Source organism: Aeromonas sp. 604176 (assembly GCF_049170755.1).
Classification (GTDB): Bacteria; Pseudomonadota; Gammaproteobacteria; order Enterobacterales; family Aeromonadaceae; genus Aeromonas; species Aeromonas veronii_A.
Genome location: NZ_JAAKNE010000109.1, coordinates 1 through 14987, shown reverse-complemented (window position 1 = coordinate 14987; position 14987 = coordinate 1). Strand labels below are relative to the sequence as shown.

Here is a 14987-nt window from a genome sequence, read left to right as displayed (position 1 = left end):
CCGTCAGCCTACACGATACTGTTTGTGCTGATCGCCCTGGTGGCCGCCCTGAGCTGGATAGTGCCGGCCGGCAAATATGAGATGACCATGAACGAAGCCCTCGGCAAAGAAGTGCCGGTGGCGGGTACCTACAAACTGGTGGAGGGGAATCCCCAGGGGATCGTCGACGTGCTGCTGGCACCTATCGATGGCCTCTACAACCACGACACCTATGAGGCAGGCGCCATCGACGTCTCCCTCTTTATCCTGATCATCGGTGGTTTTCTTGGCATTGTGACCAAGACAGGTGCCATCGATGCCGGTATTGAGCGTGTGACAGACCGCCTGCGCGGCCGGGAAGAGTGGATGATCCCGATCCTGATGGCGCTGTTCGCCGCAGGCGGCACCATCTACGGGATGGCCGAAGAGTCGCTGCCGTTCTACACCTTGCTGGTGCCGGTGATGATGGCCGCCCGTTTCGACCCTGTGGTGGCGGCGGCAACCGTATTGCTGGGGGCCGGTATCGGTACTCTGGGTTCCACCATCAACCCGTTTGCCACAGTTATTGCCGCCAACGCCGCCGGTATCTCCTTCACCGACGGTATCTGGCTGCGCGTTGCCATGCTGGTCGCCGGTTGGCTGCTCTGTGTTGCCTACGTCATGCGTTACGCCAAGATGGTGCGCAGCGATCCGAGCAAATCCCTGGTAGCTGACAAGTGGGAAGAGAACCGTGCCCACTTCCTTGGCAACAAGAGCGACCAGATGCTGGAGTTCACCCTGACCCGTAAAATCGTGCTGGGTATCTTCGTCGCCGCCTTTGCCGTGATGATCTACGGTGTGGCCGTGCTGGGCTGGTGGATGGCGCAGATCTCCGGTGTGTTCCTGGCTGCCGCCATCATCGTCGGTCTCATCTCCCGCATGAGCGAGGAGGAGCTGACCTCCAACTTTATCGACGGTGCTCGCGACCTGCTGGGTGTGGCGCTGATCATCGGTATCGCCCGCGGTATCGTGGTAGTGATGGATAACGGCATGATCACTCACACCATTTTGCACAGTGCAGAAGGGATCGTGACCGGCCTCTCCACCATCGTCTTTATCAACGTGATGTTCGTGCTGGAAGTGGTGCTCTCCTTCCTGGTGCCGTCCTCCTCCGGTCTGGCTGTACTGACCATGCCGATCATGGCGCCGCTGGCCGACTTCGCCAACGTGGGCCGCGATCTGGTGGTGACTGCTTACCAGTCTGCCTCCGGTCTGGTGAACCTGGTGACCCCGACCTCCGCCGTGGTCATGGGCGGCCTGGCTATTGCCAAGGTGCCTTATGTGCGCTGGTTGAAATGGGTGGCCCCGCTGCTCGGCCTGCTGACCGTGCTGATCGTAGTCTGCTTGAGCCTGGGTGCCGTGCTGGCATAAACACCGACAGACATATCCGCAAAACGGGAGCCGCTGGCTCCCGTTTTTTATGGCCGACCACGAGGCGGGCCCAGACAGCGCACGGATGGGATAAAAAGCCGATTGGCAGACAACAAAAAGGCGACCCGCGGATCGCCTCGATGTATTTAGGGGAAATGGCTTAGCGGGCCTGCGCCAGCGTGCGCACCACGGCGGCATGGGCCTGACGGGTGCGGCTGATATGGCGCGGCGCGACCAGCACCACGTCATTACCTGCGACGGCGCCCATGATCTCGGGATTGGCGTTGCGATCCAGCAGGCGAGCCACCACGGTGGCGGCCCCCGGAGTGGTGTGGATCAGCACCATCTGCTGGTTGTGCACCACTTCGCGCACCATGTCGTGGATAGAGCGGGTACTGCCGGCGGGTTCCAGCTGCTCATCGACCAGGGTGTAGACCTTCTTGCCGTTGGCATTCTGCGCCTTGGCGACGCCGAGGCGGCGCAGCAGGCGGGAGATGGTGGATTGGCTGATGTCGGCGAAACCGCGCTCCGACAGCTCGCGGCGGATCTCTTCCTGGGTGCTGTAGCAGTGCTGACCGATGATCTGGCGACAGGCATCCAGCTGGGCCAGATCGGGCTCTTGGGCAACGGGACGACTGAGGGTTTTGACCACGGCGAATTCCTTTGATGATGACCTGAGGTAAACGCGAGATATCTGCCATAGCAGTCAGTTATCAGGTAAAAATACTGATAATCCATCTATATGCAGGGAATGAGCGGGCATTACCATCTTGCGATGGCAAATTATAGCTGACTGGAAATTCGGTGATGTGACAGGGTTCAAAAATGGGCCCCGCGGGGCCCAATCAGATATCAGTAACGCTCGCTGACGATGTCCTGAGTGAAGGACTTCTCGCAATATTTGCACTTCATCCGCACCACGCCTTTCACTTCGCGCACCCGGAAGTAGCTGTCAACCGGCTCGTTGTGGGAGATGCAGTTGGAGTTGGGGCAGTGGAACACCCCGGCGATGAACTCCGGCAGCTCCAGCTGGTGCTTCTTCACCACATTGAAGTCTTCGATGATGTTGACGGTCGCTTTAGGGGCGAACAGCGCCAGCTGGTTGGCTTGCTGCTCGGTCAGGCGGGTGTTCTCAATCTTGATGAGATCCTTCTTGCCCAGCGCACCGGATTTCAGGTTGAAGCCGACGGTGATCCGCTCCTGGGTTTCGACCAGCTGGAACAGCTTGAGGATCTTGATGCCCTGGCCAGCGGGGATGTGATCGATGACGGAGCCGTGACGGATGGCTTCGACTTGCAGTTGGTTCTTGTCAGACATGATATTCCCCTAAGCTCAGACAGTTTCGTTCAGTACCAGTGCCAGCAGCGCCTGGCGTGCATAGACCCCGTTCTCCGCCTGCTGGAAGTAGCAAGCGTGGGGAGTCTTGTCGACCGCTACATCGATCTCGTCGACGCGGGGCAGGGGATGCAGGATCTTCATGGTGGGCTTGGCTCCTTCCAGGGTCGCCAGCTCCAGAATGAACTTGGCAGCCATGTGCTTGTATTCGGTCTCGTCGAAGCGCTCTTTCTGGACGCGAGTCATGTAGAGGATGTCCAGCTCCGGCATCACCTCTTCCATGGTCTGGTGGACGCTGAACTGGATACCCTTCTCTTCCAGCTCTTCGCAGATGTAGTCCGGCATCGCCAGTGCTTCCGGGGAGATGAAGAAGAAGCGGCAGTTGAACAGGCTGAGGGCCTGGGCCAGCGAGTGCACGGTGCGGCCATATTTCAGGTCACCGACGAAGGCGACGTTGAGGTTGTCCAGACGACCCTGGGTCTCATGGATGGTGAACAGGTCGAGCAGGGTCTGGCTCGGATGCTGGTTGGAGCCGTCGCCGCCGTTGATGACCGGCACGCGGGAGAATTCGGAGGCCAGACGGGCCGCGCCCTCTTTCGGGTGGCGCATCACCACCGCATCGGTGTAGGAGCCGATGATCTTGATGGAGTCAGCCAGCGTCTCACCCTTCTTGGCGCTGGTGTTGCCACCGTCGGCGAAGCCGATGATGTTGCCGCCAAGGCGCTGTACCGCGGTCTCGAACGAGAGGCGGGTGCGGGTGGAGGCTTCGAAGAAGCAGCTGGCAACCAGCTTGTCTTTCAACAGGCTGGTGTCAGGTTCAGCCTTCAACCGTTGTGCGGTTGAGACTACCAGTTCCATTTCTGACCGGGTCAGGTCCGAAATGGAGATGACATGTTTCTTATAGAGTGGATTGGTCATCGTCTGCATTCCCTTTGACATCATTGGAGGTTTTTCGGGCACAAAAAAAAGCCCCTGAAACAGGGGCTTTTTTTAAAAATAACTGGGGATCGTTGGGGTGGGAACCGGAAACAACGGGGCCGCTCTGGTGCGCACCACCCGTCTGCAAGGCTGTTTTCTGAATCAAAAACTGCATCGTTTCGTCCCGACCTTTTTTAAAACCGGACAGATTATAGGGCCGCTTTTTTAATTGTCAAAATTTTATTTCTGATACCAATTTCAGCATGAAAAACGTTTAAGTGGCGGGAATATGACGACAAATCCACACCTTATGCGTCTCTTGCAGCGATTCCCCATCGCGGGCCATGGCGCGCAAATAACCGAGTCTGTGGTGCCCTTCCAGCAGGCAGTAGGGGCGGGGCAGGGGATGGCCGTTCGGGTAGCTGGCTCCCTCCTCCGGTGCCAGTACGATGACAGGTTCCGGCCAGGTGCCGTCGTTCAGCATCTTCTCGCCGAGCCAGGAGCGACGGATATAGCGATTGCTGCGCAGCATCTCGCCCCAGCGCTCGATCACCTCCATATGGCGGGAGTCTATCTGCTCGATAATCTGCGCGGTGGGCCAGCTTTCGCATGCGAACTGGTGGCTGGCGAGATCGATAAAGCTCCAGTTGGACTCAAAACCGCGCCAATGACGGTAAATCCACTGGGAGAGCACATTTTCGGGGATGAAGGGCACCAGCGGTGCGACCCGTTCAAGATAGGCGGGCAGGGGCTCTGTTTTGCGTTCATCCCTGAAGTTGAGGGGCGCCAGTTGTTGGAGCAGTCGGTAATTGAGCATAAGTGGCCTCCCGGTACCTGATTTCACCCTACCCCCATTTATGCCCCATTCCTACCCCGCTGAGTCTGGAAATACAGCAAGTTACCCCTCGTTGCTGCACAAATCGGTGCGACTTGTTCGGGATTTGTGCAATCGCATTAAAAGTGTGAAAAAAGCCTTTACCTTTGAAACCCGCTTTGTATACTACGCCTCGTTTGTTGCAGGGGCGTAGTTCCAATTGGTAGAACAGCGGTCTCCAAAACCGATGGTTGCGGGTTCGAGTCCTGCCGCCCCTGCCATTTTCAGAAAGGCCAGCTCATTGAGCTGGCCTTTCGCATTTCCGGCGTTCGCCAATTTATCCCTCTCTCCTTTCTCTTCTCCTTCTTGCCGCTAGCTCTCGGTGACTGTGGCCACATTGATCTCTATGTCTGCCGCAAGAGCGTTCAATGTGCAGCAACCCGCTGTTTCAGGACGGTGACCAGCCGCTGGTGGCGGGCGGGGAGCGGCCACTCGGCGCGGTAGATCAGCCAGAGGGTGTCGATCACCTCAATACTGCTCTGGATCACCCGGATTTTCTCCTGTTGGGCAAAGGCGGTGACGGCGAAGCGGGGCAGCACGGTAAAGCCGAGGCCGCGGGCGACCGGCTCCAGGATCAGGCCGATCTGGTTGGTAAAGCCGCGCTGCGGGATCTCGTCAACGCGCTGGCCGGGGTAGCGTCGTCCCAACAGGCGTTGTGCCATGCTGCGGCCATCCGGGTGGTCGATAAAGCCGAGCTGACAGAGGTACTGCCAGCTCGGCTCCTTGCCATCGTTGGGCACCACCAGACAGAGGGGTTCGCGGGCGAAGGGCTCGGCGGCGATGCTGAGGTGTTCAGGCGGCTGATCCACCAGTCCCAGATCGCTGCGCCCCGCCAGTACCGCCTGCACTATGTCGGGGGTGGGGGCAAAGCGGTGCTGGATGGTGAGTCCGGGGTGCTCTTGTTGCTGGTCGAGCAGCAGGGGATAGAGCAGCAGACCAATGCTACCCGGGGTGGACAGGGTGATGGCGCCGCGGTGAGGATCGTCGTCAGAGAGACGGGCTCGCAGCTGTTCGGCGGCCTGCTCCTGCTGGCGGGCGAAGTCGAGCAGCACCAGCCCGCGCGGGGTGAGCTCCAGCAGACGAGGCTTGCGCAGCAGCAGGGGGCCAAATTCGGCCTCGAGGCGCGAGATATGCTGACTGACGGCGGCCTGAGTGAGATCCAGCCGATCGGCGGCACGGGTAAAACTGCCGGTTTCATGCACCACCACCAGGGTGTGGAGCCAGAGTGGATTAACCATAAATTTAATTTATGCCTTCCATTAGTTTGACCTTATTTTTCATTATGGCGCCTCTTCCTATCATGTCACCTGTTTCCCACACACAATTTCAAGGTGACTTATGACTTACCCGCGCAACTTCTCCCACATCGGCATCACGGTGACTGACCTCGACAAGGCAGTCGAGTTCTATACCAAGGTGATGGGCTGGTATCTCATCATGCCAGCGACCACCATCAGCAAGGATGACTCCGCCATCGGCGTGATGTGCAACGACGTGTTTGGCCCGGGCTGGGGCTCCTTCCGCATCGCTCACCTCTCCACCGGCGACAAGATCGGCATCGAGCTGTTCGAGTTCCCCAACAGCGAGCAGCGCGAAAACAACTTCGAATTCTGGAAGACCGGGGTGTTCCACTTCAGCGTGCAGGATCCGGATGTCGAGGGGCTGGCGGCGCGCATCGTCGCGGCGGGCGGCAAACAGCGGATGCCGGTGCGTGAGTACTACCCGGGCGAGAAGCCCTACCGCATGGTCTACATGGAAGATCCCTTCGGCAACATCATCGAGATCTACAGCCACAGCTATGAGCTGACCTACTCCGCCGGTGCATATCAGGGGTAAGTGACAGGCCGCCTTCGGGCGGCCTGCTGCTTTGTTGTGGCGATAGTCAGTAGCATGGAATAGCGATCTTGCTCACACGGATAGCGGCTTCTGTTGTTGATAGATGTAAAAGTATACAGATTCACTAAAGTCTGTTCAGAGAGTGGCCGATAGCCTCTATTACATCAGGGTCTTTCCCTGCTTCGTCACAACAACAAGGATCTGTCGTCATGACCCTCTCTTTGCGCGGCAAGCTGCTGGCAACCAGTCTCGGGGTGGTGCTGCTGATGGCATCACTGCTCGGCATCGTTGCCTTTCACACCCTCAAATCCCGCACCATGAGCGCCATCCAGAGCGAGGCGGTCAACTATGGTCACGCCTACTCGGTCGCCATCGGCGACTGGATGGCGGATCGCAAGAACACGGTACACGCGCTGGTGAACCTGATCGCCGACAACCCGCAGGCCGAGCTGGTGCCGCACCTGAAGCAGGCCTATACCTCGGGCGGCTTCGGCCTCACCTACTTTGGTTCGACTCAGGGGGTGATGACCCGCCAGGACCCTTCCCTCAACACCGGCAACTATGACCCGCGCGAGCGCCCCTGGTATCAGGATGCGGTGAAGGCGGGGCAGCTTATCGTCACCGCCCCCTATGTCAGCGTCACCATGCAGAAGCTGGTGGTCACCCTCTCCGAGCCGGTACGCCATCAGGGCGAGCTGGTTGGTGCCGTGGGGGCCAACCTGGCGCTCGACAAGCTGATCGACGAAGTACTGGCGATGAAGGTGCAGGGTGAAGGCTATGCCATGCTGCTCGACAGCAGCGGCCTCATCGTCGGCCATCCGCAGAAGGATTTGGCGCTCAAGCCCATCGCCGAGCTGGCGCCGGGGCTCTCTGCCGCCACCTTCCAGCAGTGGGGCCGCGAAAACAGCGAGCTGCACGCCGCCACCCTCGACGGGCGCGATGTGCTGCTGGCGGTACAGCCGGTGCCGGGCACCGACTGGCTGCTGGCCATGGTGATGTATCGTGACGTGCTGGAGGCACCGCTCGCCTCCCTTCTGTGGCAGCTGGTGGGCCTGACGCTGGTGCTGATGCTGGTGTTCAGCGCCCTGCTCACCGCCATGTTCAAGTATCTGTTTGCCGATCTGGGCCGGGTGGCCGGTGCGCTGCATGACATCGCCCATGGCGAGGGGGATCTCACCGTCCATATCGACACCCGCAGTCAGGATGAGGTGGGTCAGCTGGCGCGCAACTTCAACCAGTTCGTGGCCCGGCTGCACGGCATCGTCAGCCGGCTGCGGGATGTCACCGTCGAGCTGGCTGCCCAGTCCCGCGCTCAGGCGGCCGGCGCCCACTCCCGCAGCCAGCGGGTGCGTCAGCAGCAGGACGAGATCGTGATGGTAGCGACCGCGGTGACCGAGATGGCCTCCGCCACCCAGGAGATCGCCGGCAACGCCGAGTTTGCCGCTACCACCTCCGGCGAGGCGGTCAAGCTGGCTGTCGCCGGCCAATCGCAGGTCGGTCAGAGCCAGCGCAGCATCACCGGGCTGGCGGACGAGGTGGCTGATGCCAGCCAGATCATCAACGAGCTGGATGCCCATGCCCAGAAGATCAGCGGCATTCTGGCCACCATCAGCGGCATCGCCGAGCAGACCAACCTGCTGGCGCTCAACGCCGCCATCGAGGCGGCGCGGGCTGGTGAGCAGGGCCGTGGCTTCGCGGTGGTGGCGGACGAGGTGCGGGTGCTGTCGCGCCGCACCCACGACTCCACCGACGAGATCCAGCAGATGATCGAGACCCTGCAGCAGACCACCCGCCGCGCCGTGGGCGGCATGGAGACCAGTCGCCAGCTGGCGGGCACCAGCGTCGAGGATGCGGAGTCCGCCAACCAGAGTCTGGCGCGGATCAACGAGGCGATCGGCTCCATCAGCGACATGGCGACCCAGATCGCGGCGGCGGCCGAAGAGCAGACCTCGGTGACCAGCGAGATCAGCCGCAATACCGAGAATATCCGCCACGTCTCGCAGGAGCTGGCCGAGCAGGCCAATCAGGAGGCGGCGCAGGCGGCCGAGCTGAAGGCGCTGACCGAGCGGCTGGAGCAGGAGATCGGCCGTTTCCGGCTCTGATCCTCAGGCCATCCTCCATGAAAAAGGGCAGCCCGCGGGCTGCCCTTTGTTATTGTCGCTGACCGTCAGGCGGCGCTCTCCAGCTGCGCCAGATGGAAGGCGCGCCAGTTGCCGTCGGGCAGGTAGTGCTTGCCCTGTTGCCACCTGGGATCGTGCTGCACCACATAGCGGTAGTGGTAGGCCTGCTGCTGGCCGACATAACGCCCCTGCGCCGGGTCGAAGATCTCCACCTCGATGAGCTGGCGCAGATATTCGCTCTGGGGATCATCCTCGCCGTGGAAGTTCTCCATCTCGTCGAGGGCCGCGATGGCGGCAGGGAAGTCGTCCAGCACAAACAGCTCGCCATAGACCCAGTCATCCCCCTGCAGCAGGGCGGGGTAACCCTTGTGCTGCAGGTGATAGAGGGCGCCGCGCACCCGAGCGCGCCGGGGCGTCTGGCTCACGTGGTGAGCCAGATAGCGGCGGTAGTTGAACAGCCCGTCCATCAGGCTGCCGTAGACGAACAGCGGGCGTGGCTGGCAAAGGCTCATGAGATCTCGCCGCCCACGACCTTGATATCGCCATCCTGCTGCAGCACCACCGCCTCGATGGCCAGCGCCAGCGCGCGGGTAATCTCGCTCATGGCGAGGCAGGGCTGGTTCACCTTGTCCGCTACCTGCTCGGTGATGTAGGGAACGTGGATAAAGCCGCCGCGCACCGCCGGGAACTCTTTCTCGATCAGGTAGTGCAGCTGGTACATGATGTGGTTGCAGACGAAGGTGCCGGCAGTGTTGGAGACCGCCGCCGGAATACCGTTCTCCTTGATGCGCTGCACCATCCCCTTGAGGGGCAGACGGGAGAAGTAGGCCGGTGCGCCATCGGCCTGAATCACTTCGTCGATGGGCTGCTGCTGCTCGTTGTCGGGGATGCGGGCATCGTCGATGTTGATGGCGACCCGCTCCGGGGTAATGGCGAAGCGACCGCCCGCCTGTCCGACGTTGATCACCACGTCAGGCTGGTGCTGACGCATCAGCTCCGCCAGCAGGGTGGCTGACTTGCCGAATACGGTGGGGATCTGCGCCTTGATCACGGTGGCGTCCAGAATGGTCTCTGGCAGGCGCTTGACCGCCTCCCATGCCGGGTTGATGGGCTCGCCGCCGAAGGGGTCAAAACCGGTAATCAGTACTTTCATCATCTTCTCCCGAATGGTCAGAATGCCCAGAAATACATGAGTGCGATATGGATCAGCACCAGCGTCAGCGCCATCGGCACCTGCACCTTGATCACCTTGTTGAGATCCTTCATCTCCAGCAGAGCAGCGGGCAGGGCGTTGAAGTTGGCGGCCATGGGGGTCATCAGAGTGCCGCAGAAGCCGGCGGTCATCGCCAGCGCACCGGCCACCACCGGGTCACCGCCCTGGGCGATGACGAAGGGGATGCCGATGCCGGCGGTGATGACGGTGAAGGCAGCATAGGCGTTGCCCATGATCATGGTGAAGACCATCATGCCGAGGCAGTAGGCCACCACCCCGACGAAGGGGCTGCCGACCGGCACCACGGTGGAGATCCCGTGGGAGATGACATCGCCGACGCCGGACTTGTTGAAGATCACCCCGAGGGCGGCCAGCAGTTGCGGCAGAATGCCGGTGATGCCGACCTGCTGGATCATCCGGTCGGAGTCACCCACCACGGTAGCGGGGGTGGCACGGGTCAGCAGGACCGTGATGACGAAGGAGATGACCGCCGCCAGACCGATACCCACCTGCCCGCCAAGGGGGGTGAACTGGGCGATCACCACCGCCAGCACAGCCAGCAGGATGCAGGGGAGGAAGATCCGGTTGCCGATGCGGTTGGCGTGGCGCTGGGACTCCTCCTCGCTCGCCTGCTCCAATTTGCCGATCTTCACCTGCTTGAGCAGGGTGATGACCCCCATGGCGAGGATCAGCACGCCATTGATGACATTGGGGATATAGCTGCCGAAGGCAAACAGCACACCCAGGATGGTCCAGAACAGGGCGGTACCGATTTTGGCCGGGTGGCTGGGGTCACGCAGGACGCGCCAGGCGCTGCTGAACAGGATGACGCCGATCAGCACATAAAAGAATTCGAGCATGTTGGGGATGAGGGCCGCCATTATTGTTGCCCCTCCTTGTCGCTGCTCACGGTATATGTCTTGGCCATCTGGCGGTCGAACCACATATTGGAAATAGCCACCATCAGCAGGGCGATAATGGCGATCGGCATGGATGCCTTGGCAATATCGACGGCAGAGACACTATATCCAAGAGATTCAAATGTACCGACGATCAGCAATACCCCGGCGGAGGCGACGAAGGTATTCTGGGCAAAGAAGTTGCCGTAGTTTTCGGTGGCGGAAACCCGCGCCTTGATATATTCCTCGTCCTCTTCGCTTAATTTGCCGTGCACCTTGGTGGCGGCTGCCTGAGTCATGGGGTTGACCAGCGGACGAATAAATTGGGTGTGACCCTGAACCCGCACCGAGAAGAGACCGGCCAGTTCGCGGATAAACATATAGAGGGTCATGAACTTGCCCGGGGTGAGCTTCTTGATCCGCTCGATCAGGGTGACAGCCTGCTGTTTGAGGCCGTAGCGTTCACAGATGCCGATCATCGGCAGGGTCAGCAGAAACAGCGTCACCATGCGGTTGGAGACGAAGGCTTCCCCCAGCAGGGAGAGGCAATCGGTCATGGAGAGACCGGAGACCAGCGCCGTGGTGACGGCGGCCACCAGTACGACGGCCAGAGTGTCGAGTTTGAAATAAAATCCCAATAAAATAATAAGAATTCCGCTTAATTTAATAAATTCCAATTAATCACCTCGTTAAAGTGAATATTTATATGCATTTTGGGGTGGCCGAGCTGTTTATCATCTGGTTACTGCGATGGCAACAAAAAATCCCCAAAAGGGGATTCAATTGGTTTTATGTTGGGGGTTTTTGCCGGTTTATTGTTCGCTGGTAAATGGTGAGTCCTGCACCGTCCAGGCTTTTTTTTGCCCCCTAATCAGTCATTCAGATTATTTTGGGGAGCCTGGCGACAAAATTGGGCTGACAATATGATCGCTATTCTCTTCCGTTGGTGGGTGATGGGGATTGTTGCGCAATGTCTATCTGGCAACCGTCAGCGAATGGCTGGGTATGACTGTGGTTGTTCGGAGCTGGGGTGAGGAAAGTGAAAGGGAGAGGCGGAGAGAACCGGTGGCGACGGCATCGCCACCGGTGCTGTCTCAGGGGGTCTGCTTGACCCAAATCAGCTGGTCGGTGGCAAAGCCCAGCGACTTCGCTTTGGCGACCAGCGCATCTACCTTCGCCTTGGGCGGGTTGGGTGAGCGGGAGAGGATCCAGAGGTAGTCGTGGTTGTAGCTGGTCACCAGCGAGAGCTGGTAATCGGGAGCAAGCTCGATGACGTTGTAGCCGCCGTAGAAGGGGCCGAAGAAACTCACCTTGAGCCGCGCCTCGTCCGGGTTGCCGACGAAGTAGGCCTTGCCTTCGGCTTCGCGCCAGCTGCCATCGCGCTGCTTGCCGCGGTTGAGCACCTTGACGCCGCCATCGTCCCGCAGGCTGTAGGTGGCGCTCACCTGCTCCAGCCCCCGTTCGAAGCTGTGGTCGAGGCGGGCGATTTCGTACCAGGTGCCAAGATAACGGTCGAGCTGGAAGCCGGTAACGGGGCGAATGCCGTCGGCAATCCCGGTACAGGCCGTCAGCAGCAAAGCGGTGAACAGGCAAAGCAGTGAACGCATAAGTAATCCCTCTCTTGTTATCCCTCAATGATGCGCAGCTGGCCATCCCGGAAGCGGGAGGCCTGATCCGTCGGCGTGCTGCCGAAGAAGCGCTTGTACTCCCGACTGAACTGGGAGTTGCTCTCGTAACCGACTCTGGCCGCCGCGGTGCCCGCCTTGATGCCGTCGTGCAACATCATCATCCGCGCCTTGTGGAGGCGAAACGACTTGATGTACTGCAGCGGCGAGGTAGCGGTGACCGCCTTGAAGTGGTGGTGAAAGGCGGAGACGCTCATGTTCACCTCCCGCGCCAGCTCCTCCATGGTGAGGTTGTCGGCATAACGGGACTCTATCATACGCAGCACCCGGGCGATCTGGCCCACATGGTTGTGGCGATTGGCGAGCGCCTGCAGCGCCGGGCCGCCCCCCTCGGTGAGGGCGTGGAACAGCATCTCCCGCACCGTCTGCGGCCCCAGCACCCTGGCGTGCAGCGGGTTGTCCATCAGCTCGATCAGTCGCTCGGCGGCGCAGAACATGGTTTCCGACAGGGGGACCGAGTGGACGCCGCTCTTTTGCGGCGCGGGGGCGGGCAGGGCATCGCCCAGCTCCAGCAGCAGCTCTTGCAGGGTTACCAGATCGATCTCGATGGTAAAACCGATAAGCGGCTGCTCGGGGGAGGCGAAGCACTCGCACTCGCAGGGGAGCGGCAGGGTCATCAGCAGATAGTGGTTGGGGTCGTAGCGAAACACCTGATCCGCCAGATAACCCACCTTGTGTCCCTGCAGGATAACGATCATCCGCGGTTGGTAGAGCACCGGGGTGCGGCCATGGTGCTCGGTGGTATAGATGAGGTTGACCTGTTTCACCGGTGATGGGGTGATGCCGGGGGCGGTGACGTGGCGGGTTAATCTGGTTGCGAGGTCGCTGTAACGGTTTTGCATGGGCGCACTTTGATTCGACAGTTCCGTTTTTCGCTGCTTTGTAGAAATAGGCAAAAATCAAGCAGGATGTTGTCTTGATGGTAGGGTGGTTCTGGAGAAAAATGCAATCACGATTTCGCGGCCAGGCCGCCCTGACTATCAGAAGAAGGCAATGTCGATGAACAACTTTACTCTCCATACCCCGACCAAAATCCTGTTCGGCCAAGGGCAGATCGCCCAGTTGCGCGAGCAGCTCCCGAGCGATGCCCGCGTCATGATCACCTACGGTGGCGGCAGCGTGGTACGCAGCGGCTTGCTGGAGCAGATCCGTAACGAGCTGGCTGGCATGACCCTGTTTGAATTTGGCGGCATCGAACCGAACCCGGCCTACGAGACCCTGATGGGGGCTGTGGAGCTGGCCCGTGCCGAGCGTGTCGACTTCCTGCTCGCCGTTGGTGGTGGTTCCGTGCTCGATGGCACCAAGTTTATCGCCGCTGCCGCGCACTACGATCTGGCCAAGGATCCCTGGCACATTCTCGAGACCGTCGGCAGCGAAGTGCGCTCCGCCATCCCGCTTGGTTCCGTGCTGACCCTGCCGGCGACCGGTTCCGAAATGAACATGGGTGCCGTCATCACCCGTCGCAGCAGTGGCGACAAGGTGCACTTCTTCTCGCCGTTCGTGATGCCGCGCTTCGCCGTGCTGGATCCGGTGCTCACCTACACCCTGCCCGAGCGTCAGGTGGCGAACGGGGTGGTGGATGCTTTCGTCCACATCGTGGAGCAGTACCTCACCTATCCGGTCAATGCCAAGGTGCAGGATCGCTTCGCTGAAGGCTTGCTGCTGACCCTGATCGAAGAGGGCCCCAAGGCGCTGGCCGAGCCGCACAACTACGAGGTGCGCGCCAACATCATGTGGAGCGCCACCATGGCATTGAACGGTCTGATTGGTGCCGGTGTACCACAGGACTGGGCCACCCACATGCTGGGCCACGAGCTGACTGCCCTGCACGGCCTCGACCACGCCCAGACTCTGGCAGTGGTGCTGCCCGCCCTGCTGCAGGCCAAGCGCAAACAGAAGCATGCCAAGCTGCTGCAATATGCAGAGCGGGTGTGGGGCTTGAACAGCGGCAGCGAAGCGGAGCGCATCGACGATGCCATCGCCGCGACCCGCGACTTCTTCGAGCGGATGGGGGTCAAGACCCGACTGCGCGACTACGGTCTGAAAGATCTGGGTATCGACACCCTGATCGGCAAGCTGGGTGAGCACGGTATGACTGCCATCGGCGAGCACCGCGATATCGATCTGGTGCAGAGCCAGCATATTTATGAAGCGGCCTGGTAAGGGCCGCCAATCGGTGCCAAACGGGCGAAACGATTGAATTGCCGGGGCCCTCTCCCGCCATTTGGCGGCTGAGCGGCCCCGCTTTTGTTGGGAAAATGTTACTTTTCGGCGTTTCGCTGCGAGAAGTGAGACGAAAGCGGATTTCGTAAGAACAAAAAACGCTAAGATAGAGGGCCGGTAAAACATTTTTTTTGACTGGTTGGATCACTTTTTTCAGCCGTTTTTACTGGTATAAGCCTCTAATTTGGTTTGTTTTTTTTAATCGTAGCCAGGGATGGGCTGAATTCTGTACGAGTGCCGTCGGGACTGCGGTTGTAATAAAACTCCAAAATTTGATACTAATCACCTTCGCGCCTGAAAAGCGGGGGCCTGACCATGACAGGAGGTTGAGGTAAAGCCTACTGATTTTCATAACAAAGAGCCCTGGACCTGCACTTTGGTCATGTCTTGTTTCGTCAGAAGTGAGACACTGGGCAGCGATTGTTTATTAACCATCAGGGAATAGTCATGCAGATTGGAATACCGAGAGAGAGTCTCGCCGGTGAGACCCGGGTC

Annotated in this window: 16 protein-coding genes and 1 tRNA gene; 5 read left to right on the top strand and 12 right to left on the bottom strand. The window is 60.0% G+C overall.

Translation table 11 applies throughout. The features are described from left to right. Positions 1 to 1389 (top strand): YfcC family protein (locus G5358_RS16815; RefSeq protein ID WP_421324539.1); only part of this gene is annotated, 1389 nt, incomplete at its 5' end. Positions 1390 to 1549: 160 nt separating this feature from the next. Here G5358_RS16815 and G5358_RS16810 read toward each other — a convergent pair. The 5 genes from G5358_RS16810 to G5358_RS16790 form a co-directional block, all read right to left on the bottom strand. Next, a complete protein-coding gene (locus G5358_RS16810) occupies positions 1550 to 2041 on the bottom strand; it encodes an arginine repressor (protein WP_005339728.1) in 492 nt (163 codons plus the stop codon). 200 nt (positions 2042 to 2241) lie between these two features. Next, the gene (gene pyrI / locus G5358_RS16805; protein WP_005339730.1) at positions 2242 to 2706 is read right to left on the bottom strand and encodes an aspartate carbamoyltransferase regulatory subunit; all 465 of its coding nucleotides are present in this window, start codon (positions 2704 to 2706) and stop codon (positions 2242 to 2244) included. Between the two features lie 15 nt (positions 2707 to 2721). Then, positions 2722 to 3642, bottom strand: a complete 921-nt coding sequence (gene pyrB, locus G5358_RS16800; RefSeq protein ID WP_168769958.1) for an aspartate carbamoyltransferase — start codon at positions 3640 to 3642, stop codon at positions 2722 to 2724. Further along, positions 3623 to 3817 carry a hypothetical protein gene (locus G5358_RS16795; RefSeq protein ID WP_013724188.1) on the bottom strand — a complete coding sequence of 65 codons (195 nt, stop codon included), beginning with the start codon at positions 3815 to 3817 and terminating at the stop codon, positions 3623 to 3625. Before G5358_RS16795 ends, pyrB begins: the two co-directional genes overlap by 20 nt. Positions 3818 to 3916: 99 nt before the next feature. After that, the gene (locus tag G5358_RS16790) at positions 3917 to 4459 is read right to left on the bottom strand and encodes a hypothetical protein (RefSeq protein ID WP_139742486.1); all 543 of its coding nucleotides are present in this window, start codon (positions 4457 to 4459) and stop codon (positions 3917 to 3919) included. Positions 4460 to 4660: 201 nt separating this feature from the next. Between G5358_RS16790 and G5358_RS16785 the strand changes: the two genes are divergently transcribed. Further along, positions 4661 to 4737: transfer RNA gene (locus tag G5358_RS16785), tRNA-Trp, on the top strand. 144 nt (positions 4738 to 4881) lie between these two features. On the opposite strand, the gene G5358_RS16780 is transcribed toward G5358_RS16785, so the two are convergent. After that, positions 4882 to 5754, bottom strand: a complete 873-nt coding sequence (locus G5358_RS16780) for a LysR family transcriptional regulator (RefSeq protein ID WP_421324537.1) — start codon at positions 5752 to 5754, stop codon at positions 4882 to 4884. Between the two features lie 100 nt (positions 5755 to 5854). Between G5358_RS16780 and G5358_RS16775 the strand changes: the two genes are divergently transcribed. Next, positions 5855 to 6352 (top strand): lactoylglutathione lyase family protein, encoded by a 498-nt coding sequence (locus G5358_RS16775; RefSeq protein WP_421324535.1) that lies wholly within the window; start codon positions 5855 to 5857, stop codon positions 6350 to 6352. A gap of 209 nt (positions 6353 to 6561) precedes the next feature. Continuing rightward, positions 6562 to 8454: a methyl-accepting chemotaxis protein gene (locus G5358_RS16770; RefSeq protein WP_421324534.1), complete on the top strand. Its 1893-nt coding sequence runs from the start codon at positions 6562 to 6564 to the stop codon at positions 8452 to 8454. Positions 8455 to 8519: 65 nt separating this feature from the next. Here the strand turns inward: G5358_RS16770 and G5358_RS16765 are convergent, their stop codons facing one another. The 6 genes from G5358_RS16765 to G5358_RS16740 all read right to left on the bottom strand — a co-directional run bounded on the left by G5358_RS16765 (position 8520) and on the right by G5358_RS16740 (position 13111). Further along, a complete protein-coding gene (locus G5358_RS16765; RefSeq protein WP_042657314.1) occupies positions 8520 to 8984 on the bottom strand; it encodes a gamma-glutamylcyclotransferase family protein in 465 nt (154 codons plus the stop codon). Further along, positions 8981 to 9628 carry a pyroglutamyl-peptidase I gene (gene pcp / locus G5358_RS16760; RefSeq protein WP_244463207.1) on the bottom strand — a complete coding sequence of 216 codons (648 nt, stop codon included), beginning with the start codon at positions 9626 to 9628 and terminating at the stop codon, positions 8981 to 8983. The genes G5358_RS16765 and pcp overlap by 4 nt, the downstream gene beginning before the upstream one ends. A 14-nt stretch (positions 9629 to 9642) precedes the next feature. Then, positions 9643 to 10566, bottom strand: coding sequence for a DUF979 domain-containing protein (locus G5358_RS16755; protein WP_421324533.1), 924 nt, complete (start codon positions 10564 to 10566; stop codon positions 9643 to 9645). Continuing rightward, complete coding sequence (locus tag G5358_RS16750; RefSeq protein ID WP_005341931.1) at positions 10566 to 11261, bottom strand: DUF969 domain-containing protein; 696 nt, start codon at positions 11259 to 11261, stop codon at positions 10566 to 10568. Before G5358_RS16750 ends, G5358_RS16755 begins: the two co-directional genes overlap by 1 nt. Before the next feature lie 417 nt (positions 11262 to 11678). Further along, the gene (locus G5358_RS16745; RefSeq protein WP_421324532.1) at positions 11679 to 12191 is read right to left on the bottom strand and encodes a lipocalin family protein; all 513 of its coding nucleotides are present in this window, start codon (positions 12189 to 12191) and stop codon (positions 11679 to 11681) included. 17 nt (positions 12192 to 12208) lie between these two features. Then, positions 12209 to 13111, bottom strand: a complete 903-nt coding sequence (locus G5358_RS16740) for an AraC family transcriptional regulator (protein WP_005339751.1) — start codon at positions 13109 to 13111, stop codon at positions 12209 to 12211. Positions 13112 to 13268: 157 nt separating this feature from the next. Between G5358_RS16740 and yqhD the strand changes: the two genes are divergently transcribed. Then, positions 13269 to 14432 carry an alcohol dehydrogenase gene (yqhD, locus tag G5358_RS16735; RefSeq protein ID WP_421324531.1) on the top strand — a complete coding sequence of 388 codons (1164 nt, stop codon included), beginning with the start codon at positions 13269 to 13271 and terminating at the stop codon, positions 14430 to 14432. Positions 14433 to 14987 lie beyond the last annotated feature (555 nt).